Origin of the sequence: Hymenobacter sp. B1770, assembly GCF_049896385.1 — a bacterium.
In the GTDB taxonomy this organism is placed as follows: domain Bacteria; phylum Bacteroidota; class Bacteroidia; order Cytophagales; family Hymenobacteraceae; genus Hymenobacter.
In genome coordinates, this window is record NZ_JAFCUF010000001.1 from 572,019 (window position 1) to 593,674 (window position 21,656).

A 21,656-nucleotide genomic window follows, 5' to 3' on the forward strand; every position below is an offset into this window, starting at 1 on the left:
TTGTAAAGTCGTTGTTGAATACGTGTTCGTGCCTAGCGTGCCGCTGCGGCCTTGATAACCTTGAGTTGAACCGGAACCACGCCGGCATCGACGAGGTCGAGCTTGCGGGCGGCTTTGCGCGAAACGTCCACAATGCGGCCCTTCACGTGCGGGCCCCGGTCGTTTACGGTCACCTTCACCGACTTGCCATTGCGCACATTCGTCACCTTGATGCGGGTGCCAAAGGGTAGGGTGTTGTGGGCAGCCGTCATCTTCCCTGGCCGATACGGGACGCCGCTGGTAGTTTTTCGACCGGCAAATTTATCGGCGTAATAAGAGCCCTGGCCGGTTTGGGTGAAGGCATTACGGCTGCCGCAGGCCGAAAGCAGGGTTGCTGCCACTACAATCCAAAGCAGGTAGACAAATGGAGCGCGGTGCGGTGCAATAGCTGGGTGGTTCAACTTCATTGAGTGTTGCTAATGGTCGGTAGCCTTCGGTCGCATGCATTGCTTCAGTTTGCCTCGGGCCCCTCGAAAACCTCGGAAAGCAGCTACAGTTTTGCTCTGCTACCTGATTTGCTTTACGGCATCTGGCCAATTGAACACTGGCAAGATGACAAAAAAAGACGAAAAGAGGGCCGGCATCGCCTCAGTCCCAACGGGCAAAGAACGCGCCATTCGGTTCACGCAACGAAATTCGATGGCTTAGCGGGCAGCCCGCTTCGGCCGGGGCGCCCGCGTTTTCGGAGCAGGCGGCGCGGGCTTCGGGAAGGGCACTCGCATGGCCTGCAGCGACTCAAAACTGCCCTGAAACACGTTGAAATCGACCACGCCGCGGATGCCCGGCACGTATGCTTCGTCGGAATGCTGCCAGATTATCCACTTGTCGGCGGGCATGGCGGGGCGCTCCACTTCGTAGTGGGCCAACCAAAGCGGATAATGGTCAAAATGGCCCGCGAGGTGGCGCTTGTAGAAACTGTGGTTAGAATAGAGAATGGGCCGCACGCCGTAGTGGGCCTCGATGAGGCGGAGCCAGCGAGCTACTTCGCGGCGCAACACGGCCACGTCGTGAAAATTGGCCGCTTCCACGTCGAGCACCGGGGGCAGGTCGCCGGGTGCGATGGGCACTGTGCGGGCAAACAGGTCGGCCTGCAGCTGGCCGTCGCGTTTGGGCTGGAAGTAGTGGTAGGCGCCGCAGAGCACCCCGGCCGCGCGGGCCTCGCGCCAGTTGCGTTCGAAGCGCGGGTCCTGCATGGTGCCGCCTTCGGTTGCCTTGATGAAGGCAAAGCGCACCCCGTGCCGGGCCACTTCGGGCCAATCGATGCGGCCCTGGTAGGACGACACGTCGATGCCGTGCACCGAGTAGCCGACCAGCAAGGGCGTCTTCTCGCGGCCCGTCAGGCCGTTTTTGGTAAAGGTGGCCCACGTGCGGCGGGCGTAGCGGTTCAGCTGCACGCGGTGGCGCAGGTAGTAGGCCACCCCCAAAGCCAGGCCCAGCAGCAACAGTGCCAGTGCCCCGCGCCGCCACAGCCGTCGCCGGGCAGAGCGAGGGGCCGATTTGGCTTTGCGGTTGACGGGAGGAGAGGCAGGCATAGGCGTAGTGGCTCAAAAATAACGCCCCGAAGGCAGCCATCGTGCGCGGGGCCCCAGCTTTTCACGAACTTTACGCTTCTCAGCTGCCTTTTCCGCCTATGTCTTTCCTCCGCGCCGCCGATGCCCGCGACGAATCCGGCCACCTCATTCGTGAGTTGCACGGCGTCACGCTCGCCCAGATTCTCGAATACCTTGTGGCCGCCTACGGCTGGCCCGAGCTCGATGCCCGCTTGCGCATGAACTGCTTCGCCGAAAACCCAAGTATCAAGTCCAGCCTGAGCTTCCTGCGCCGCACGCCCTGGGCCCGCACCAAGGTAGAGGAGCTTTACATCAAGGCCCGCACGGCAGAGGTGCAAGGCCGCCCGCGCCCGTAGCCGGAAGATGGCGGACGTATCCGAAAAATCTTCTAAGCCGGCGCTTTTGGCTGGTTTTCTGTTGTTTGTAGGCTTCGAATTGGTGGCCTTCTACAGCCTGCAATACCTGACTTCGGGGCTGGGCGAAAGCAACCAGTACCAGGAGGAGAACACTATTGTCAGCAACTGGCTGAAGACGATGGTGTTCTTCGTGTCGCACCTTGTGCTGGTGATTGCCGCCATGCTGGTGCTCAGCAACCAAATGCCGCGCCGATACCGGGGGCAGGTGATGGGGTGGTTCTACCTGGCACTCGTCATGAGCTTCGTGCTGATTATTCCGCTGTTTGGGTAAAAAACAAAACCACCGCTATGGGCGGTGGCTCAAGAGTGAAATCCAATGCTCGGTATGCGGCCGGTCGGTCCCGGCGTTATGAATGGACTGCGGTGCCGGTCGGTCCCGGCGTTATTAAACTAAATAATAAAGAGGTAACACTAGCCAACGGGTAGCCGCCTTAGTTGTGACGGATATCAATTTCGCGTTGCTGGTCGCGGGGGTTCAGGAAGGGAATGCGCACGCGCAATTCGTTGTCTTCGTGAATGGCATCGATGCGGGCCAAGTCGAGGTTGGCGGGCAGGTCGAGGGTCTGCACGAAGAGGGGTGCGGCCAACTCGTCGTCGGGCTGGTGACGGTACTCGCCCAGTACGCTTAGGCGTTGCTGGTTGAGTACCACACGGAAGCTTTCGGCCGGCACGGTGGGCATGGCCACGCGCAGGATGATACCTTTCGGACGCTGGTCTATTTGCAGCTGAGGCTGGGCTACGCCACCGCCAATAGTGTTGAGCAAGTCAAGCTGCGGGGCGATGGAACGGATGAATTTCGGGCTGATAAGTTTCATAGCAAAGAGCCGGATTAATGTGCGGCTTCGATGCTACTATGACAAATGATGTACCAATCTGAATTGAGGGCTAGTGGGCCTGAATATCAGTCGTATTGTCGGGTTTTTTGGCAGGTATTCTCACGTTTGCGCCACTGTGTCGGATAGTAGTCGCGAGGCTTATTATTTCGGACGAAATGGCGTATATCCCTTGTTGCTTTAGCGCTAGCGGAGAACGTTTAAACGGTCATGCAGTATGATGAAAGAACGCCATGCTGAGCTTGTCGAAGCATCTCTACCACTTCGTATGGGTCGCGTCTCTCATGCTGAGCTTGCGAAGTATCCTCTCACGAATCATTTAATGGGGAGAAGATGCTTCTTGCGTCAGCATGACAACCGATTGAGTTTACTACCCCAAGCGTTATGCAGAGCGCGGCAATGCATAACGTACTTTCAAAGCTTTAGAACCGGCTGGTCAGGCCAAAGTGAATTTTGGAGGTCCTCAACTCAAAGCTCTGGTCGCGGGAGCGCCCCACCGAGTACACAAATTGGAACAAGCCCGCAGCCGTGCGAAAGCTCAGGCCTGTGCCTATGCCGGTGGGCTGGTCGGTGTAGCGGTTGGTGGTGATGTCGTGCCGCAAATAGGCTTGGTCGACAAACAAAAACACGTAGGAGTCCTCGCCAATAAACTGCCGGAATTCGGCCGTGGCCAGGGCAAAGGAGCTGGTGTAAAACTGGTTTTCGTTGAAGCCGCGCAGAGAGTTCAGGCCGCCTAGGCGTAGCAGGTCGTTAGTAAACAGGCGCGGGTTCACCAAGCCCTCGCTTCGCAGGCGAACCATGAGCACGCCTGCCCGTTTCACGGGTAAGTAGCGCTCGGCCCGCAGCCCAAAGGAATACTGAGTGGAGCGCAGCAGCACCCCGTTATACAGCTCCGGCAACAGTTGAGCATTCTGGCTGATGCTCTTGGTGCCCACTGCCGCCTGAGTGCTTACCAACAGGCCCCGATGCGGAAAGAACAAATCATCGAGGCTGTTGAAGGCGTAGCCGAGGCCGTAGGAGTTGTACTGCGAGTCTAGGTTTTGGGGCAGCACGGTGGTGTCCTGCAAGGCATCGATAAAGGAGCCGCGCTGCTCGGCAAAAAAGCTGATGCGGCCGGCGCGGGCCGTGGGGTATGTTACCTGCAGCCGGGGCTGAATGGTGGTGAAGTCGTTGGTTTGCTTATAGAGATTGAAAGTGCCGCTCACTTCCAGCGGCGAGCCGAAAATATTGGGGTGCACGTACTGCGCATCGAGCAGCTGCGAGAGGGCGTCGGTTTTGCGCCACTGCAGGCCCAGCTGCTTGCCGCCGCCTTTGATGTTGCGCAGATTGATGGTGACGTCGCCGGTGAACTGCACGCCGGTTTTGTTCACGTCGGCATTGGGCAGGATGCCCACAATGGCATCGAACTGATTCGAAGGCCGGTCATCGAGTAGCAGGTACACGCGGGCCTTGCCCCGGGCAAACCGCACCTCGGGCTCGGCCCGCAGGCGCAGGTAGGGGAGCTGGCGCAACTGCTGCGCCGCCGCCGCCACGCGCTGCTGGCTGAAGGGCTGGTTGGGGAAAATCTGTAGGTACTTGGTCAGGAAGCGCTTTTTGGTTTTGGTATTGCCCACAATTTCGAGCGAGTCAAACACCACTGCCTGTCCCCGCTTCAGCACCACGCGGCCCGCAATGCCCTGGTTGGTGAGCTGAATGGAATCGAGGCCCACGGTGGCAAAGGGGAAGCCCTGGTTTTCGGCTTCCGCCAGCACCCGCTCCTGCAGCTTGGCCCAGTCAGCGGGCAGGAAAGGCGTTTGGCGAAAAAGCTTCTCGCGGTAGCCAGCGCGGGTAAGCAGCCCATCGCCGAGGTTGCCGTTGCGGAGGTAGGCCCACCGGAACTGCTGGCCCACGTAGAGGCGTACGCGTACTGTATCGCGGCTCCAGCGCATTTCATCGGCCGAAGCCGTGAGGTAGGCGTCGCCCTGCAAGGCCAGCACCAGGTCGCGCACTTCGCGCAGGGCCGTGAGGGAATCGGGCACGCTGGCGCGCACCCGGTAGCGGCGCAAGGCGGGGCGGTCGGCCGCTTCGGCATCGAGCAGCAGCACCCGTGGGTGGGCCGGCATGCGCCGGGGGGCCGCCACCGGGGCCGCAGCGGGCACCGGTGGCAGGGGCGGGGTGGCCAGGCCGGGTTGGTTGGGTGCGGTGGGGTCCAGCGTTGGGGTTTGGGCCTGCGCCGTGGGGCACGCGACCAACCAGACCAGCACCAGTAATCCCAAGCAGCACAGTAGAAACCGGGTATACATTCGGGGCAACAACGCGAAAGCCGGCGTTTAATTTCCCGAAGATAAACCCCGGAACAGCGAGGAACCGAGCCACGGGCCACAGCGCGCCATTATCGGCATCAGGAACCCAGCCCGGGCAGGAGCAGGCGAAAGGTGGTGCCTTGCCCCACCTTGCTGGCTACTTCTATCCGGCCACCTACTTGGTGCACCAAGCGGTTGACGAGGTACAGGCCCACGCCGGAGCCCGTTACGTCGGGGTGGAAACGGCGAAACAGCTGAAACAATGCACTGCCGTGGCGCGCCAGGTCGATGCCCCGGCCGTTGTCCTGCACACTTAGCACGGGTATGCCCTCAAGCCAGGTTGTGCGCACCTCCACACGCGGCCGGCGGTCGGGTTCGGCGTACTTAAGCGCATTGCTGAGCAAGTTGTAGAGCACGCTGTGCAAGGCCGGCCGCGCCATGCGCAAGGTGGGCAGCTCCGTAAAATTCAGCGTAAACACCGGCTGGAGCTGTTCGCGCTGCTGCGGCAGGCTGCGGATAATTTCCTCTGCGAACGGCTGCAGCAGCACAGCTTCCACGGGGGCTTCCTCCAGTTGCCGCTGCTGCTGCACCACCTCCGTCAGGCCATCGATAGTGCCCAGCAACTGCTGCAGCGCTTCGTGAAACATGTGTACCATGCTGGCCGCCGCGGGGTCGTGAAACGTGGCGCTACGTTCAAATTCCTCGAAAAGGCCCTTGAGATTGTGTACAGGTTGCTTGAGGTCGTGCGAGGCCGTGTAAACGAAGCTGTCCAAGTCGGCATTGATGCGGGTGAGCTGCTCGTTCTGGGCGCGTAGCTGCTCGCGCTGCTCTTCGGCCTGTGCCTTGGTGCGCAGCAGTTCCTGCTCGTACTTGCGGCGGTCCGTGATGTCAAACAAGGTCACGCGTATAACTAACGGCTCGCCATCGCCATCGCGCAGCAGCACCGCGTTGAGCAGTACCGGCACCGTGCCGCCGTCTTTGTGCCGCAGCGAGTAGCTCACTTCCCGCACCCGGCCCTGCAGCAGCAGCAGGGGCACACAGTGCATTTCGTAGTGCAGGCGGGCTCCCACCGTAAGCAGATGCTGCAGGCACTGGCTCGCCACCAGCTCCTGGCGTGTATAGCCCAGCCAGCCCAGCAGTGTCTGGTTGAGTTTTACCAGGGTTCCATCAGGCAGGCAGGAGCAGTAGCCGCACGGTGCGTTCTCGTAGAGGTCGTCCAAGTTCTCCTCAGTCAGGCGCAGGTCCAGCGCAGGCAGCATCTTGTAGTTAACCCCTCTCATACTTGCGCTATACGCGCCGAATCGAGAAATAGGTCAATAGCTTTGAGGGTAGCCTGCGGAGCACTCAGGTGCGGGCAGTGCCCAGATGTGTCCAAGACGGTTAGCTGGCTGTTGGCCAAGTGCTGGTGCAGGTAGTGGCCCACGGCCAAGGGCGCCAAGACATCCTGGGCACATTGGAGAATAAGGGTCGGGATGCGCACCAGAGGCAGGTCGGCCCGGTTGTCGGCCAGAAACGTGACGCGGGCAAAATGCTTGGCAATGGTGGGGTCGGTGTTGCAGAAGCTATTGTTGAGCTCCTCGGTCAGGGCCGGCTCGTCGGGGTGGCCCATGATAACGGGGGTGATGGACGCCGACCAGCCCAGGTAGTTGTTGTCCATGGTTTCGAGCAGTTCCTCAATGTCGGACCGCTCAAACCCGCCCTTGTAGTCAACGTCGTTGATAAAGCGCGGCGAGGGCGCAACCATCACGAGCTTGGCAACCCGCGCCGGCTCCCGAATGGCGGCCAGCATGCCAATGGTGGCGCTCACGGAATGGCCCACCAAAGTGACATTGTGCAAGTCGAGGGCGTGCAGCACGGCCAGCACGTCTGCGGCGTGGGCATGCAGCGTGTTGTAGTGGCTGGGCTCGTAGGCGGTCAGGTCCGACTGGCCCGCCCCCACCAAATCGAGTAGCACCACGCGGTACCGGTCTTCAAAAGCCGGGGCTACAAGCCGCCACATGTGCTGGTCGCAGCCAAATCCGTGCACGAACACCATAGCCTGCTCGCCCTTGCCAGACACGGTGACATTGTTGCGCTTTAAAACGTCCATAGATATTAGATAAAATCAAGAAGGCCGATTTAGAAGCAACAACAGCCTCGGAAAGCTAGCGGTTTTAAAGTGCTTAAGCTCCAGTTTAGGACGCTGGTTTGCTAACGTGCTTGCAAAAATGCTTGCACAGGTGCTGCGTAGGGGCAAAAAGTTGATAATACAGCTTTGTCTTTTTTTTTAAGAAAGAGAAATAAAAGCAGCGGCTTCGCTATGCTCCCTGCCTCCGCTTAGCCCTTTGGCCAAGCAACTACCTTTGTGTTTCGCCGCTTCGCATGGCCAGTGGGAATTGTTATTCCCTGGCTTCTCGTTTGCAGGTAAGTAACTCCGTATTTGTGTTTTCATGGCAGGCCTCTACCTCCACATTCCGTTCTGCAAGCAGGCCTGTCACTACTGCGATTTCCACTTCAGCACCTCCTTGGGGCTGAAGAGCCGGCTGGTAGAAGCCGTAGTGCGGGAAATTGAGTTGCGGCGCGACTACTTAGGTGCTGCTGTCACGTTAGAAACCATCTACTTTGGCGGCGGAACCCCATCGTTGCTCACAGCCGGCGAGCTAAACCAGATTTTCGCGGCCATCCACCGCCATTTTGTGGTGGCTCCCCGGGCTGAAATTACGCTCGAAGCCAACCCCGACGACCTGAGCGCCGCTAAGCTGCAGGAGCTGCGGGCAGCATCCATCAACCGCCTCAGCATTGGCCTGCAAAGCTTCTACGAGCCCCACTTGCGAATGATGAACCGCGCCCACACGGCCGAAGAGTCGACCACGGCCGTGCGTCGGGCGCAGGACACGGGGTTTGAGAACATTTCCATCGACTTGATTTACGGGGTGCCCGCGCCGGGCCACCACATCTGGGAAGCCGACATGGCCAATGCCTTTGCGCTGGGCGTGCCCCACGTGTCGGCTTATGCCCTCACCATTGAGCCGGGCACTGCTTTCGGGCACCGCCTGCAGAAGGGCACCTTCAAGGCCGCGCCCGACGAGTTTGTGGCCACGCAGTTTGAGCTGCTGCTGGCGGCCATGCGCGCCCACGGCTACGAGCAGTACGAAATCAGCAACTTCTGCCAGCCCGGCCGCGAGTCGCGCCACAACGGCAACTACTGGCGTGGCGTGCCCTACCTCGGCCTAGGCCCCAGTGCCCACAGCTACGACGGCCACAACCGTCAGTTCACCTTGGCCAACAACCCCCAGTACGTGGCCGCCGTGCTCGAGCGCGGCGAAGTGCCTGTGACCGTGGACGCCCTCACCGCCACCGACCGTGCCAACGAGTACTTGCTCACCACCCTGCGCACCGCCCGCGGCTGCGACCTGGCCCACCTGCGCACCCATCTCGGCCTCGACCTACTGGCCACCCGCCTCACCTACCTCGCCGAGCTGCAAGCCAACGGTTGGGCCCGCATCCACAACGAAGTGCTTACCTTGACCGACGCGGGCAAGCTGCTGGCCGACCACATTACCCTGGAACTGTTTGAGCCCGCCCGCTAACAGATTTCATCCGATTGTAGCGGATTATTGTGGTTCTGCCCAGGAACAACCCCGCTTCCTACCTTTGCCCGGAACCACAATACTCCATTTTGTGCGTTGAAATCCGTTAAATCTGTGGTCCTATGAAACTACTGAGCGACAGCATTGCCGACGATGCCGACTTCTTTGTGGAGCAAATTCACCTCGTGGCCATTGTCTTCGACAACACCGACGACGTGACCGTGTGGGCCACCACGTATTTCGACAGCGACACGCATTTTTTTCACCTCGCTCTGCCGTTCAAATCCCTGGACACGCTGCTTGGTCTGGCCCACACCCGCGCCGAAGCCCTGCAGGAGGAAGTAGCCGAAGCCCTTGCCGCCGCCGACTGGCCTGCGCTGCTCGAATACAACTCGGACGAAAAGCTACCCGTGCTATTGCCCAGCGTCGCCCTGAAGCTTTCGGTGACATACCCTGTGATGGAAGACGACGAAAGCGACGACGAAGAAGGCCCCGACGACCCCCAACCCCACAATATCTTCTACCTGGAAGGCGTGTTCGTGCGGCTCGATACCTAAGCATAGCGCCCTTGTTTTGAACTAACACCACGCTCATGGCCGCGTCTCCCGCCCTGTTCTACCTGATTCCCGGGCTGGGGGCCGATGAGCGGGTTTTTAAATTTCTGTGCCTGGAGGACCAAACGCACGTGCTGCGCTGGCTGCCGCCCGAAAGCCTTCGCGAGCCGCTGCTGCACTACGCTGCCCGCCTAGCTGAGGCCGTACCGGAGCAGCGAGCCTGCTGGCTGGTTGGCGTGTCGTTCGGGGGCATATTGGCCCTGGAAGTGGCGCAACTGCGTCCCTTGGCGCGGGTGGTGCTCATATCCAGCTTTGTAGGACACGGCGAGCTGCCGTGGGTGGCGGGCCTGGCACGAGTTACGGGCCTGCATCACCTGCTGCCGCCGCAGCTGTTGCCGTGCCTGCCACGGGTAGCAAAGTGGTTTTTTGGTGTGAAGAAGGAGAGTGAATACCAGCTGTTGCAACAGATATTGCGCGACACCGCCCCGGATTTTACACGCTGGGCCATTGCGCAGCTGGTGCAGTGGTCGGGCCGAGCAACGCCATCCGTTATCCGCATCCACGGCACCGCCGACCGCCTGCTGCCTGCCGGGGCGGCACACAGCCAACACCTGCTGCCCGGTGGCCATCTCATCATTGTGAGTCAAGCCGCGGAAATTAGCAAGATTCTCAACCAACTTGCCGCCGAAACCGCGCCCGGGCAAGCTGCATAAGGCGAGCGTTAAGCACCATTAATAACCAGCTCTCAATTGCTTCCTACTTACCCCTACGCCGGCCGCACCTACAGCTTCGACCCCGCCGCGCCCATTGACATTTCCTTGCCCTTGGTGCCCGGGCCCGGCCAGGTGAACTGCTTTTGGGCCGAGCCCGTGCAGTTTGAAACCATTCGGGTGGGCAGCTTTGTGGGGAGCGTGGCCATGGGCGGCAGCACCAATTACCAGCGCGTGCACCTGACGCCCCACGGCAACGGCACCCACACCGAATGCTACGGCCACATCTCACCCGACCCGGCCGTGACGCTCAACCAGTGCCTGCGCCGCTTCCTGTTTGTGGCGCGGCTGGTGAGCGTGGCCCCGCGCCCGCAGCCCAACGGTGACCTGGTGGTGATGCTGGCCGATGTGCAAGCGGCTCTGGCCACCCAGCCCGACCGTTCCGTGCCCGAAGCGCTGGTCTTACGCACCCTGCCCAACGACGCGGCCAAACGCCACCGCCAGTACTCCGGCACCAACCCTACCTACATTGAGCCCGCGCTGGCCCATTTCCTGGTCGAGCACAGCGTCGAGCATTTCCTGCTCGACCTGCCCAGTGTGGACCGCGAAGAGGACGCCGGCCAGCTGCTAGCCCACCACGCCTTCTGGCAGTACCCGGCTGCGCCCCGCTGCGGCGCCACCATCACCGAGTTGATTTTTGTGCCCGACGAAGCAGCCGATGGCTTGTACCTGCTCAATATCCAAGTCATTAGCCTTGAGCTGGATGCCAGCCCGAGTAAGCCTGTTCTCTATGCCTTGCATTTGCCGGTGCCGAGCTAACCCGGCGGTAGCGGTGCAACCGTAGCCGCAAGAGGAGAATCTACAGCGTGAATCTTACTTCATATTTGCACCTATATGCGCCTTTCTGGTTTCTTTTCGCCTGGCCTTCTACTCCTGGCCAGCGTCACCCCAAGCATGGGCCAAACCGCCCCGGCCGTTACTCCGGCGGGAATACCGGCATCCGTCGACTCCGAGGTGCTGCCTGCCCAGAAGGTATTGTTCAAAATTGGCTTGAATGCTGGGCGCGCTTTGCGCAGCACAGGGTACTATGGCGTAGGGTCCCTGTTGCCCGTGACGGTGGGAGCGGAGTATTTGCTTAGCCCCAAGTTCACCGTCTATAGCCAGGTTGATACTGATTTTAACTTGTTTGACCGCGAGAGGTTTCCCAGTGGGCGTAGCCCGTTTATTCCGGCTGGCGCATTCGGCGTTGGATTTCGCTACTACGGCACACACGACCACAAGCCATTCGAAGGGCTTTACGTGGGCGCGGAGTTCCATACTGAAATGTTGCACCGGTACAATTCACAAACGAACCTTAACCCGGCGCTTAACGTGATTTGTGGAACGCAGCATCGGGTAGGAAGCAGCCTTTTGGTCGATTTGAACGCTGGCGTTGGCATCGGAGGCAATCAACGGTCAAGTGGCGGCGGTTATTACGCCCCCCCACTTGCCATTACCACCCAGCTCAACCTTGGTATTTGCTTTGCCCGCTAGGCTCGCCCTTGGCAGACGCACAACGCGAAAAGGGCTGCTCCGTGTGGAGCAGCCCTTTCTATGTCACGGGATGCAGCAATTAAGCTGGTACCGAGAATACTTCGCGGGGGATAACCGTTACGAAAGACCGGTCTTTGCGGCCTTTGCGGAACTGAACCTCGCCGTCAACGAGAGCGAACAGCGTGTGGTCCTTGCCCATGCCTACGTTCTCGCCGGCGTGGTGCTTGGTGCCGCGCTGACGCACGATGATGTTGCCGGCTACGAGGGCCTGGCCGCCGAAGATTTTTACGCCGAGACGTTTGGAATGCGATTCGCGGCCGTTGTTGGACGAGCCGACACCTTTCTTGTGAGCCATGGTATTTAAGCTAATGCTACCGGCAAGGGGCCCGTAGCGGCTGGTTTAAGATGGAATCAGTAGCATGAGCAAACGCTCAAACTAGCCGATGCTGTTAATCATTACTTTGGTAAACGACTGGCGGTGGCCGTTCATCTTCTGGTAGCCCTTGCGGCGCTTCTTCTTGAAGACGAGAACTTTGTCACCCTTCACGTGAGCGAGGATGGTGCCGGTTACGGCTACATCCAGGGTAGGCGCACCGATGGTGATGGTGCCGTTGTCATCGGTCAGCAGGGCGTTGCCCAGCGTTACGGTGTCACCGACGTTGCCGGCCAGTTTGTGAGCGTAAACGAATTTGTTGGCCTCAACCTTGGTCTGCTGGCCAGCTATGTTGACAATTGCGTACATCAGCTTTCGCGGGTTTTTCTGAAATGGGAAGGCAAAAGTACGACTTTGGTTTGGGATTTCCAAGCCTAAGTTGTTAATCGTCATTGGCTGTTCGCCGCATCACCCCTCAGAAGGGCCTCCATAGTGAATGCGCACCGATTACGGCTGAGTTAATAAATTACGGGAATACGTACGTACACCCCCTCGTTTTGGGGACAAGCCGGTTTATCCACAGCATAAATGTGGAAAAGTGGAAGAAAAGCGTCTGATTTTGAGGGGAGTTTGCTGATATTGTCAGCTTAGGGCAGTGCGTAAAAATTCGGATAGCTGGCCTAAAAAAGAGGGGGCGTAACGAAAAATTAACGAATAAAAAAGCCGAATTCTGTGCCCTTCCCCCTCCCGGGGCGGGCTATATTTGATGCTGGAAGCCCGGCAGCTTTTTTGAGCCATCGGCCAAACATCTGCCCGTAATCGGCAGTTGACCTGCCACCTTCCTCGACGAAATTCGCCACTTAGAACCTCAATATTTATGGAGCCGCTCCTCGCCGAAAACCCCAACCGCTTCGTGCTATTCCCCATCCAGAACGATGAGGTGTGGCAGTACTACAAGAAGTCACAGGCATCTTTCTGGACCGCCGAAGAAATTGACCTCTCGCAGGACCAAAAAGACTGGAACGGCCTGAACGACAACGAGCGCCACTTCATCAAGCACGTGCTGGCCTTCTTCGCCGCCTCCGACGGCATCGTGAACGAAAACCTGGCCGTGAACTTCATGCAAGAAGTGCAGATGCCCGAGGCGCGCTGCTTCTACGGCTTCCAGATTATGATGGAAAACATTCACAGCGAGACATATTCGCTGCTGATTGATACCTACATCAAAGACCCCAAGGAAAAGGACTACCTCTTCAACGCCCTCGAAACGGTGCCCGCCGTGCAGAAGAAAGGCGAGTGGGCCCTGAAGTGGATTAACTCCGAAAACTTCGCCGAGCGCCTCATCGCCTTCGCCGCCGTGGAAGGCATTTTCTTCTCGGGCTCGTTTTGCAGCATCTTCTGGCTGAAGAAGCGCGGCCTGATGCCCGGCCTTACGTTCTCGAACGAGCTGATTTCACGTGATGAGGGCCTGCACTGCGATTTTGCCTGCCTGCTCTACAGCTACCTGCAAAACAAGCTGCCCGAAGCCCGCGTGCAGGGCATCATTGCCGATGCCGTGCGCATCGAGCAAGAGTTTGTGACCGATGCCCTGCCGGTGAGCCTCATTGGCATGAACGCCAAGACGATGGCCCAGTACATCGAGTTTGTGGCCGACCGTCTGCTGGTGTCGCTGGGCTGCGCCAAAATTTACAACGCCACCAACCCCTTCGACTTCATGGAAATGATTTCGGTGCAGGGCAAAACCAACTTCTTCGAGAAGCGCGTGGCCGAGTACCAGAAAGCCGGCGTGATGAGCGAGCGCAATGACAACGTGTTCTCGCTGGACGAGGACTTCTAGGGTAATTCCTAGGCATAGATAACTCTGCCGGGCAAACTCTCAATCGTCTGTCATGCTGAGCTTGCGAAGCATCTTATTACGACCCAACGATTCGTTCTGCGGTGATACGATGCTTCGCTCTGCTCAGCATGACAGACGGTTTTTGTTTTTGGATTGTAATTAGGCGCCGCTCATAGCCGATAAGTTGATTCTTTCGGCAGCATGAGAGGTGGATAAGGTTTTGCGCGAGACATGGCTTACTTCGTCTACATCACAACCAATCCCGCTAAGTCGGTGCTGTACATTGGGGTGACGGGTAACATGGCGCGTCGTTTGGCGCAACACTACGATAGCCGAGGCAATGCGGAGACCTTCGCTGGGCGGTACTTCTGCCACCACCTGCTTTATACCGAACAGTTTGCGGATATCACTAGCGCTATTGCGCGGGAAAAGGAACTGAAGGGTTGGACAAGAGCAAAGAAGGATGCATTGATTGAGGAGGCTAATCCGGAGAGAGCATTTTTGATTATTTGACTGGATATAGGTCGTCTGTCATGCTGAGCTTGTGAAGCATCTTTTCATACCACAACGATTGGTTCAGCGGGGATAAGATGCTTCGCAAGCTCAGCATGACAGATGGCGCGGAGTCGACGTCTACTTGTTTGAAGCAAAGATTAATACCTAAACAGGTTGATGCCTGATAAGAGGTTCCATGCCTTGAGGGACGAACCCCATTTTTGCTTGTGCACCATGCTGGAACTGTTCAATGCTGAGGTGACACTGGAAAGATTCCCCGGCAAGGGAGGCTGGACGTTTGCGCCGGTGGGCCAGCTACCCTTCAAGGTGAAGACGCACTTTGGCAACTTGAAGGTTTGTGGGCGGCTGGATGAGGTGGTGCTGGCAGAAGCCCACCTGATGCCGATGGGCAAGGGCCTGCGCTTCTTACCCGTGAATGCGGAGCTGCGCAAGAAGCTGGGCAAACAGGCCGGCGATGCGGTGCATTTGCAGCTCTTTGTAGCGGAAGAGACTGAGGAGCTAGCTGTTTCGATGGCGGATTTTGCCGAGTGCCTGGCTGAAGTGCCCGCGGCGCTGGGGGCTTTTCAGGGGCTGGCGGCGGCGGCGCAGCAGGCTTGGCTGGCTTGGGTGACACAGGCAGAAGGGGACGAGCAGCGGGTGGCGCGCATAGAGCAGGCCATTGTGCAGCTTAGTGGAGCAGGAGGTAAAAGCAAAGGATTGTTGCCGCCGGCTTGAGCTAAAGAGCAGCACTCGCCCTACCCGGGAATCATAATACTTATTATCGCCTATGCCTCATTTGCAGGCTGGGGATTATAAAAAGCGGCCTAACAACGCCTGCGGGCCCAATGTGGAAAACTTCTATATTTTTTGCTTGGCCCCCGAAAACACAGGAGGTAATTTCCGGGATTGAATGAAACGAGACCGCCAACTAGGGGCGCACTCTGCGCTACTCTTTCACATCTGTTTTAGCTACTTGTAGCCGCGCACCCCCAGAGCCGGCTATTTTTTATACGAAAAAACCCACACCAAAACACCACTGGTATGCTAGTAATAAAACGCGACGGCCGCCGCGAATCCGTGAAGTTTGACAAAGTCACGGCGCGTATTGAGAAGTTGTGCTACGGCCTGAACATGGACTTCGTGTCGCCGATTGCCGTGGCCATGAAGGTGATTGACGGCATTTACGATGGCGTGACGACCATCGAGCTGGATAACCTGGCGGCCGAAACCGCGGCCTCGCTCACGACCAAGCACCCGGACTACGCCATTCTGGCGGCCCGCATTGCGGTGAGCAACCTGCACAAGGTGACCAGCAAGTCGTTCAGCAGCACCATGAAGCGGCTGTATACCTACGAGGACCCCAAGAACGGGGAGAATGCCTCGCTGCTGGCCAAGGACGTGTGGGAAATCATCCACAAAAACGCAGCGACCCTGGACTCGGCCATTATTTATGACCGGGACTACAACTACGACTTCTTCGGCTTCAAGACCCTGGAGCGGAGCTACCTGCTGCGCCTGGAAGGCAAGGTGGTGGAGCGGCCCCAGCACATGCTGATGCGCGTGTCGGTGGGTATTCACAAGGACGACATCGACTCGGTTATCAAAACCTACAACCTGCTGAGCGAGCGGTGGTTTACGCACGCCACGCCCACGCTGTTCAATGCCGGTACGCCGAAGCCGCAGATGTCGAGCTGCTTCCTGCTCACGATGAAGGACGACTCCATCGACGGCATTTACGACACGCTGAAGAACTGCGCGCTGATTTCGCAGAGCGCCGGCGGCATTGGCCTGTCGGTGAGCAACGTGCGGGCCACGGGCTCCTACATCAAGGGCACCAACGGCAACTCCAACGGCCTGGTGCCCATGCTGAAGGTGTTCAACGACACGGCCCGCTACGTGGACCAGGGCGGCGGCAAGCGCAAGGGCGCCTTCGCGGTGTACCTGGAGCCCTGGCACGCCGACATCTTCGAATTCCTGGACCTGAAGAAGAACCACGGCAAGGAGGAGATGCGCGCCCGCGACTTGTTTTACGCCATGTGGACGCCCGACCTGTTCATGAAGCGCGTGGAGGAGAACGGCGACTGGACCCTGATGTGCCCCCACGAGTGCCCCGGCCTCGACACGAGCTGGGGCCCGGAGTTTGAGAAGCTGTACGCCAAGTACGAGCGCGAAGGCCGCGGCCGCAAAACCATCAAGGCGCAGGAGCTGTGGTTCGCCATTCTGGAAAGCCAGACCGAGACCGGCACGCCCTACATGCTGTTTAAGGACGCCGCCAACGGCAAATCGAACCAGCAAAACCTGGGCACGATTAAGTCGAGCAACCTGTGCACCGAGATTATTGAGTACACCGACCGCGACGAAATTGCGGTGTGCAACCTGGCCTCGCTGGCGCTGCCCCGCTACCTCGTGACCGACAAGGCCGGCAACGTGACCTTCGACCACGACAAGCTGTACGAGGTGACCTACCAGGCCACGCTGAACCTGAACAAGGTGATTGACGTGAACTACTACCCGGTGCCCGAAACCGCGAAGTCGAACTTCCGCCACCGCCCCATCGGGCTGGGCGTGCAAGGCCTGGCCGACACGTTTATTGCCCTGCGCATGCCCTTCGAGAGCGACGAAGCTTCGGGCCTGAACAAGGACATCTTCGAAACCATCTACTTCGCGGCCATGACGGCCTCGAAGGACCTCGCCATCAAGGACGGGCCGTACGAGACCTTCCCCGGCTCGCCCCTGAGCCAGGGCAAGTTCCAGTTCGACCTGTGGGGCGTGACGCCGGACTCGGGCCGTTGGGACTGGGAAAGCCTGCGCGCCGAGGTGGTGAAGCACGGCGCCCGCAACTCGCTGTTGGTAGCGCCCATGCCCACCGCCAGCACCGCCCAGATTCTGGGCAACAACGAGTCGTTTGAGCCCTACACGAGCAACATTTACGTGCGGCGCGTGCTCAGCGGCGAGTTCATGGTGGTGAACAAGCACCTGCTGAAGGACCTGGTGGCCCTGGGCCTGTGGAATGACCAGATGAAGCAGGAAATCATCGCGGCCAACGGCTCGGTGCAGGGCATTGCCCGCATTCCGCAGCACATCAAGGACCTGTACAAGACGGTGTGGGAGATTTCGCAGCGCCGCATCATTGACCAGGCCGCCGACCGCGGCGCCTACATCTGCCAGAGCCAGAGCCTGAACCTGCACGTGCAAAACGTGAACTTCGGCAAGCTCACCAGCATGCACTTCCACTCCTGGAAGCGCGGCCTGAAAACCGGCATGTACTACCTGCGCACCAAAGCCGCCGCCGACGCCATCAAGTTCACGGTGGAAAAGCAAGCCGCCGAAACCCTGGAGCCCATGGCCCTGGTCGAGCAGAACCAAAGCGACATGAGCTGCTCGCTGGATAACCCGGAGGGCTGCGAGGCCTGCGGGTCGTAAATAAAAGAGAAAGCCGGGAGTTAACAACTCCCGGCTTTTTTTATGTGCTGCTCATATACACAAGTTCAATCAAGGCCTCGAATTTCGTTAGGCCATGAAATCTGGAATTCTACCTTTTAGTTCTCCCAAAATATGTTTGAATGGTTTACTGCAAATGCCGATAAAATAGGCGCTGCTCTAATAGGATTTGGCTCTGTCTACGCAGCTGTAAGAAAGTTTTTGTCTGGTAACAAAGAAGACAAAAAGCCTGAAGAAAAGAAGGAACAATCCAATCAAAATGGTTCTAGTCCTCAGATACAGGTCAGCCCAACCATCAACCCTAATAATGATAACACTAATACGAACAACATTACATTAAACAACTACTTACAGCCTCCCGCTGATGGAGGTAAGCAGATGAAAGAAGGAGTAGAGGAAGGCATCTCAAAGTGCAAGGACAGAGCGAGAATTTTGTTTATAGATGATGACGCAAAATTCAAGGTTGTTAGTATTCTTAAAGCTGCGGGATGGAATCATACTAAAGCTGTAAAGGATATCAAAGCCCTTGATGCTGAAGAGGTAAGAGAGGCGCATATCTTTTTTGTTGACATACAGGGGGTTGGGAAAGCGTTAGATTTTCACGACCAAGGACTTGGACTTGCGTACGCTCTTAAATCTAAGTATCCTCATAAAAAGGTTGTTATATACTCATCTGACCAGAATGGAGACCGTTTTCATAGGGCATTTAACATTGTCGATTACCAACTATACAAAAACGCTGAACCGTACGAGTTTATAAACCTTGTAGAACAGCTTGGTCTAGAAACATTTAAGTAGGTGAACCCATGTCAGTATTTGTTAATTTTCTTAATGTAAGAGGTGAAATTAGATTCAGTTCCTTGCCAAGCGATGCTTGTCAGTCATGCGTTCAAAAATGTAATTCGAGTGCTCAACTCGTGCAATGTGAGTTCTCAAAACTGCCTCGGCGACAAGGGAAAAATAATCAAGAAGCAGGAGCTGTATATATATGTGACGATTCAAGAGAGTCTTTAAATAGCGCTAAAAAATTTAAAGAAAAGCTAAGAATATATTCTGAGGTCTCTATTGGAATAGGAGGAATAAGGAACTCTATACGTGAAGAGTCTAATAAAAAAGCAGCTCGGTTAATCCACAATTTGGCTTCGTTAAATGGCCATAATATACAGGAAGCATATTTAGTTGTGCCACAAGAGGCACTAAATAAGGATGTTAAGCAAGTGCTCAGGACAATAAAGTCTTATATTCAAACTAATGTAGATGGCGCAGCGGAGGCAATTCTAAAAATAATGAAGAATAATATCTCCATGAAGACAGAGTTTTCTGTGTTCAATAAATTATACGATATAGCTCCCCGCCTTTCTAAAACATCTCATCCTGTTCATAAAATTGTTATGAACGTAATGCACCTGTTTTATCAGGATTTTTTCTCGAAAAACATTGACACTTATATAGAGCCAACCACCGAACGTATATACGTTGACTATGAGTCAACTCATGTAGCTATCTATCACCTAATCGAAAATGCAAGCAAATACATTTGCCCAAATACTAAACTAACAATATCCTTTAAAAAAAGTGGCAAATATTTGAATGTGTTTATGGATATGATAAGTGTAAGGATAGAAGACGCTGAAATGGATAAGATATTCCATGACGGTTACTCTGGCGAAAATGCGCTTCACCAAGAAAAAGCAGGTAATGGTATGGGGATGGATATCATACTAAAAGTTCTTGAACTCAATGGTGCTTGTTTATTCCTTGTGCCTAACTCAAAAATGGAAAGGAACATTGTCGTTGATGGAGGTATATACAACCATAACCTGTTTGTAATTAAACTGCCATCTTTCAATACCTCAGTTCAGCGTTAGGCACTAACACGTTTGTCCAGCCGCCCCCGCCCCGGGAGCGGCTGGTTTGGTTTTGGGGTAGCTTGCGGATAGAAGAGTTGTGGGAACTGTATATTCATAATATATTAGAAGTGTAATTATTTCGCTTCTGCTTATGAATGCTCGGTATTTCGCCCCCGTTCTCTTAGTATGCTTACTGCAACTTGCTGCCTGTAGTAGCAATAAGACAAAAGAGACAACAAGTAACGTAGCAGCGTCACAAATAAGAAGTTCGGGCGGTAAACTCGACCCCTTCGCCTACATCTTTTTGCCGCTGGCGGGCTGTGCTGGCATTATGGAGGTGGAATTAGGCAAAATTGCCTCCCAGCGAGCTACCAAGCCCACAGTTAGAGCCTACGCCAACCAAATGGTGCAACAGCACACTGATATAAACGACGAATACCGGTCCCTGATGCGGCGCAAAGGGCTAGTGCCGCCCGATACAATGATGCGTGAGCAGCGGCTAAAAGTTGATAGCCTCAATAATATCAGTGACGCCGAGCTAGACCGACGCTATATCACTATGATGGTGAACGACCACGGAATGGCAGTTAAGCTGTTTGATATGGCCTACGACAGCGCCCAGGATGCCGAGTACCGGGAATGGCTGGGGCGTATGCGTCGGATTGTGCGCGTACATCATCAGCACGCTTTGGCACTACGCAAAGGTGCTGAGCACCCTTAAGAAGGTACGTCGCTTAGTGGGAAGCGTAGCAGAAGAATACCCAGCCGCTGCCGCGCCGTGGGCGGCTGGTTTGTTTTTGGGGTAGCGTGCCTATCCATGGGCCCTGGGCACCTACTCGGGATACCCCGAATCAACTTTTCGGTATACTCGTCCGTACATCGGCTACTTCTTACCCGGCACCTGGGGTGCTGCTTTTCGCCTTAGCCATGAACAACCGCTTTGTTTACTTAATCGCCGCAGGTCTGCTGCTGGGCGGCTGCAGCCAGGAAGATGCCAAGCGGGCCGAAGCCGAACGCGCCCTCGACGATGCCGCCGAGGCCCAGGCCGAAGCCGATGCCAAAAGGGCCCGGGCCGAAGCCAAACTGGTGCGCGCCGAAGCCGAGTCCCGCGCCAACGACCTGGAACGCCACGCTGACGCGGTGGAGAAAAATGACGATTACGACCGTCCCTACACCGGCAGCGACGAAAAAGAGCGGATTCGCTACGAAGCCGAGCGCGAAATACGGCGCCGTGAGCGCGAGCGCCGCCGCAACGACGAAGAGCACCGCCGCCGCTAGCAGTTAGTTAAAACACCTCCGGTTTCCTCAGCCGCTGCCGCTCTGGTAGCGGCTGGTTTGTTTTTGGGGCGGCTTGCTTGGATGGAGTTGCTTCCGGAATGCTTCGTTAGGTATCCCCACCGGATTATAGCCAGCGCCGGCCAAAACGAAAGCCGAGGCCCGTGCACCGCTGTTGGGCAGCGTACGGGCCTCGGCTTTGTGCGATTTTACCAGTAACGGCCACATCGTATGCAACAGAAACGGCCGGTCAGGTGCCGCTTCCGCTACGAGGTGTGGCGGCCGACATTAGAGGTGCTGTCGTTGGGTTGGTTGTTGCGGAACTCCTTGTCGGAACTGTCGGCGCCCCGTTCGTCGGAGGCGTTAGCCTTGGAACCTTGGGGGCTGTGTTTTTCGGGGTCGAATTTCCCTTTCTTGGCACCGGCGCTGTGGCCCTCCCGGCTGGGCACGTTTTCGCCGCGGGTATTGGTGGCATCGCCGGCCACAGGGCCTTCGTGGGAACCGGTGAGCTGGCCACTTACGCCGGGGCCTTTCTTGCCCTGCTCGGGGCGTTTGGGGGTTTGCTGGTCGTTTTTCATAACGTGGGTTTAATGGGTTATAATCGGGTAGAACAATAGCTTATCAGCTGCTGGTGTTTTACAGCTGATGCAGGGAATGGTACGGAAAAATTTATGCGGCAGTTCGTAGTGTTGAGCTTCACGGTGAAGTCGTTACTACGAAGCTGTGTAGCAAGCGGCTTGACAAACGAGCAGAGTGCATCCTCCTGAATAGCCCACGCATTGGTTGCGTAATCTGGTAGCAATTGCTCTTGCCTTACTCTTTCTATGCCTCCATCTTCTACCCGCCTCAACCGTAAGTCACTTCGGCTTGGGCGCAAGTCCTGAACTAGCAAAAGCCTT

The 21,656-nt window shown here is 56.9% G+C and carries 24 protein-coding genes; 15 read left to right on the plus strand and 9 right to left on the minus strand.

Annotation, left to right across the window (positions count from 1 at the left end; all coding sequences use genetic code 11):
• Positions 1 to 32: 32 nt before the first annotated feature.
• Positions 33 to 446: a septal ring lytic transglycosylase RlpA family protein gene (locus ACP7AJ_RS02340; RefSeq protein ID WP_426058574.1), complete on the minus strand. Its 414-nt coding sequence runs from the start codon at positions 444 to 446 to the stop codon at positions 33 to 35.
• Positions 447 to 683: 237 nt separating this feature from the next.
• Positions 684 to 1,571: a glycoside hydrolase family 25 protein gene (locus ACP7AJ_RS02345; RefSeq protein ID WP_426058575.1), complete on the minus strand. Its 888-nt coding sequence runs from the start codon at positions 1,569 to 1,571 to the stop codon at positions 684 to 686.
• Between the two features lie 98 nt (positions 1,572 to 1,669).
• On the opposite strand from ACP7AJ_RS02345, the gene ACP7AJ_RS02350 reads away from it, so the two are divergent.
• Together ACP7AJ_RS02350 and ACP7AJ_RS02355 are read left to right on the plus strand one after the other, a co-directional pair.
• Positions 1,670 to 1,945 carry a VF530 family DNA-binding protein gene (locus ACP7AJ_RS02350; protein WP_426058576.1) on the plus strand — a complete coding sequence of 92 codons (276 nt, stop codon included), beginning with the start codon at positions 1,670 to 1,672 and terminating at the stop codon, positions 1,943 to 1,945.
• A gap of 46 nt (positions 1,946 to 1,991) precedes the next feature.
• On the plus strand, positions 1,992 to 2,276 hold the full coding sequence (locus ACP7AJ_RS02355) for a hypothetical protein (RefSeq protein ID WP_426058577.1): 285 nt from the start codon (positions 1,992 to 1,994) through the stop codon (positions 2,274 to 2,276).
• 160 nt (positions 2,277 to 2,436) lie between these two features.
• Here the strand turns inward: ACP7AJ_RS02355 and ACP7AJ_RS02360 are convergent, their stop codons facing one another.
• From ACP7AJ_RS02360 to ACP7AJ_RS02375, 4 genes are all read right to left on the minus strand, one after another.
• On the minus strand, positions 2,437 to 2,820 hold the full coding sequence (locus ACP7AJ_RS02360) for an Hsp20/alpha crystallin family protein (RefSeq protein ID WP_426058578.1): 384 nt from the start codon (positions 2,818 to 2,820) through the stop codon (positions 2,437 to 2,439).
• A gap of 440 nt (positions 2,821 to 3,260) precedes the next feature.
• On the minus strand, positions 3,261 to 5,120 hold the full coding sequence (locus ACP7AJ_RS02365; protein WP_426058579.1) for a BamA/TamA family outer membrane protein: 1,860 nt from the start codon (positions 5,118 to 5,120) through the stop codon (positions 3,261 to 3,263).
• Positions 5,121 to 5,218: 98 nt separating this feature from the next.
• On the minus strand, positions 5,219 to 6,400 hold the full coding sequence (locus ACP7AJ_RS02370; RefSeq protein WP_426058580.1) for a sensor histidine kinase: 1,182 nt from the start codon (positions 6,398 to 6,400) through the stop codon (positions 5,219 to 5,221).
• Positions 6,397 to 7,209, minus strand: coding sequence for an alpha/beta fold hydrolase (locus tag ACP7AJ_RS02375; RefSeq protein ID WP_426058581.1), 813 nt, complete (start codon positions 7,207 to 7,209; stop codon positions 6,397 to 6,399). The genes ACP7AJ_RS02370 and ACP7AJ_RS02375 overlap by 4 nt, the downstream gene beginning before the upstream one ends.
• A 340-nt stretch (positions 7,210 to 7,549) precedes the next feature.
• Here ACP7AJ_RS02375 and hemW point away from each other — a divergent pair, with 340 nt between their 5' ends.
• From hemW to ACP7AJ_RS02400, 5 genes are all read left to right on the plus strand, one after another.
• On the plus strand, positions 7,550 to 8,689 hold the full coding sequence (gene hemW, locus ACP7AJ_RS02380; protein WP_426058582.1) for a radical SAM family heme chaperone HemW: 1,140 nt from the start codon (positions 7,550 to 7,552) through the stop codon (positions 8,687 to 8,689).
• 122 nt (positions 8,690 to 8,811) lie between these two features.
• Positions 8,812 to 9,246, plus strand: a complete 435-nt coding sequence (locus tag ACP7AJ_RS02385; protein ID WP_426058583.1) for a hypothetical protein — start codon at positions 8,812 to 8,814, stop codon at positions 9,244 to 9,246.
• A gap of 35 nt (positions 9,247 to 9,281) precedes the next feature.
• A complete protein-coding gene (locus ACP7AJ_RS02390; RefSeq protein WP_426058584.1) occupies positions 9,282 to 9,956 on the plus strand; it encodes an alpha/beta hydrolase in 675 nt (224 codons plus the stop codon).
• A 36-nt stretch (positions 9,957 to 9,992) separates the two neighbouring features.
• Positions 9,993 to 10,772 carry a cyclase family protein gene (locus tag ACP7AJ_RS02395; protein WP_426058585.1) on the plus strand — a complete coding sequence of 260 codons (780 nt, stop codon included), beginning with the start codon at positions 9,993 to 9,995 and terminating at the stop codon, positions 10,770 to 10,772.
• 75 nt (positions 10,773 to 10,847) lie between these two features.
• Positions 10,848 to 11,486, plus strand: a complete 639-nt coding sequence (locus tag ACP7AJ_RS02400; protein WP_426058586.1) for a hypothetical protein — start codon at positions 10,848 to 10,850, stop codon at positions 11,484 to 11,486.
• 79 nt (positions 11,487 to 11,565) lie between these two features.
• Here ACP7AJ_RS02400 and rpmA read toward each other — a convergent pair whose 3' ends face one another.
• Positions 11,566 to 11,841: a 50S ribosomal protein L27 gene (gene rpmA, locus ACP7AJ_RS02405; protein ID WP_380200043.1), complete on the minus strand. Its 276-nt coding sequence runs from the start codon at positions 11,839 to 11,841 to the stop codon at positions 11,566 to 11,568.
• An 81-nt stretch (positions 11,842 to 11,922) separates the two neighbouring features.
• On the minus strand, positions 11,923 to 12,228 hold the full coding sequence (rplU, locus tag ACP7AJ_RS02410) for a 50S ribosomal protein L21 (protein ID WP_092673015.1): 306 nt from the start codon (positions 12,226 to 12,228) through the stop codon (positions 11,923 to 11,925).
• Positions 12,229 to 12,736: 508 nt separating this feature from the next.
• Between rplU and ACP7AJ_RS02415 the strand changes: the two genes are divergently transcribed.
• The 8 genes from ACP7AJ_RS02415 to ACP7AJ_RS02450 all read left to right on the plus strand — a co-directional run bounded on the left by ACP7AJ_RS02415 (position 12,737) and on the right by ACP7AJ_RS02450 (position 20,760).
• Positions 12,737 to 13,696, plus strand: a complete 960-nt coding sequence (locus ACP7AJ_RS02415; RefSeq protein WP_426058587.1) for a ribonucleoside-diphosphate reductase small subunit — start codon at positions 12,737 to 12,739, stop codon at positions 13,694 to 13,696.
• 231 nt (positions 13,697 to 13,927) lie between these two features.
• Positions 13,928 to 14,209 carry a GIY-YIG nuclease family protein gene (locus ACP7AJ_RS02420; protein WP_426058588.1) on the plus strand — a complete coding sequence of 94 codons (282 nt, stop codon included), beginning with the start codon at positions 13,928 to 13,930 and terminating at the stop codon, positions 14,207 to 14,209.
• A gap of 216 nt (positions 14,210 to 14,425) precedes the next feature.
• The gene (locus ACP7AJ_RS02425) at positions 14,426 to 14,926 is read left to right on the plus strand and encodes a DUF1905 domain-containing protein (protein ID WP_426058589.1); all 501 of its coding nucleotides are present in this window, start codon (positions 14,426 to 14,428) and stop codon (positions 14,924 to 14,926) included.
• A 306-nt stretch (positions 14,927 to 15,232) separates the two neighbouring features.
• Positions 15,233 to 17,614: a ribonucleoside-diphosphate reductase subunit alpha gene (locus ACP7AJ_RS02430; protein WP_426058590.1), complete on the plus strand. Its 2,382-nt coding sequence runs from the start codon at positions 15,233 to 15,235 to the stop codon at positions 17,612 to 17,614.
• Between the two features lie 132 nt (positions 17,615 to 17,746).
• Complete coding sequence (locus ACP7AJ_RS02435) at positions 17,747 to 18,430, plus strand: hypothetical protein (RefSeq protein ID WP_426058591.1); 684 nt, start codon at positions 17,747 to 17,749, stop codon at positions 18,428 to 18,430.
• Between the two features lie 8 nt (positions 18,431 to 18,438).
• Positions 18,439 to 19,500: a sensor histidine kinase gene (locus ACP7AJ_RS02440; RefSeq protein WP_426058592.1), complete on the plus strand. Its 1,062-nt coding sequence runs from the start codon at positions 18,439 to 18,441 to the stop codon at positions 19,498 to 19,500.
• Between the two features lie 133 nt (positions 19,501 to 19,633).
• Complete coding sequence (locus ACP7AJ_RS02445) at positions 19,634 to 20,203, plus strand: DUF4142 domain-containing protein (RefSeq protein ID WP_426058593.1); 570 nt, start codon at positions 19,634 to 19,636, stop codon at positions 20,201 to 20,203.
• Between the two features lie 206 nt (positions 20,204 to 20,409).
• Entirely contained in the window at positions 20,410 to 20,760 is a 351-nt protein-coding gene (locus tag ACP7AJ_RS02450; protein WP_426058594.1) for a hypothetical protein, read from the plus strand.
• Between the two features lie 263 nt (positions 20,761 to 21,023).
• Here ACP7AJ_RS02450 and ACP7AJ_RS02455 read toward each other — a convergent pair whose 3' ends face one another.
• Positions 21,024 to 21,335: a hypothetical protein gene (locus tag ACP7AJ_RS02455; protein ID WP_426058595.1), complete on the minus strand. Its 312-nt coding sequence runs from the start codon at positions 21,333 to 21,335 to the stop codon at positions 21,024 to 21,026.
• Positions 21,336 to 21,656: the final 321 nt, after the last annotated feature.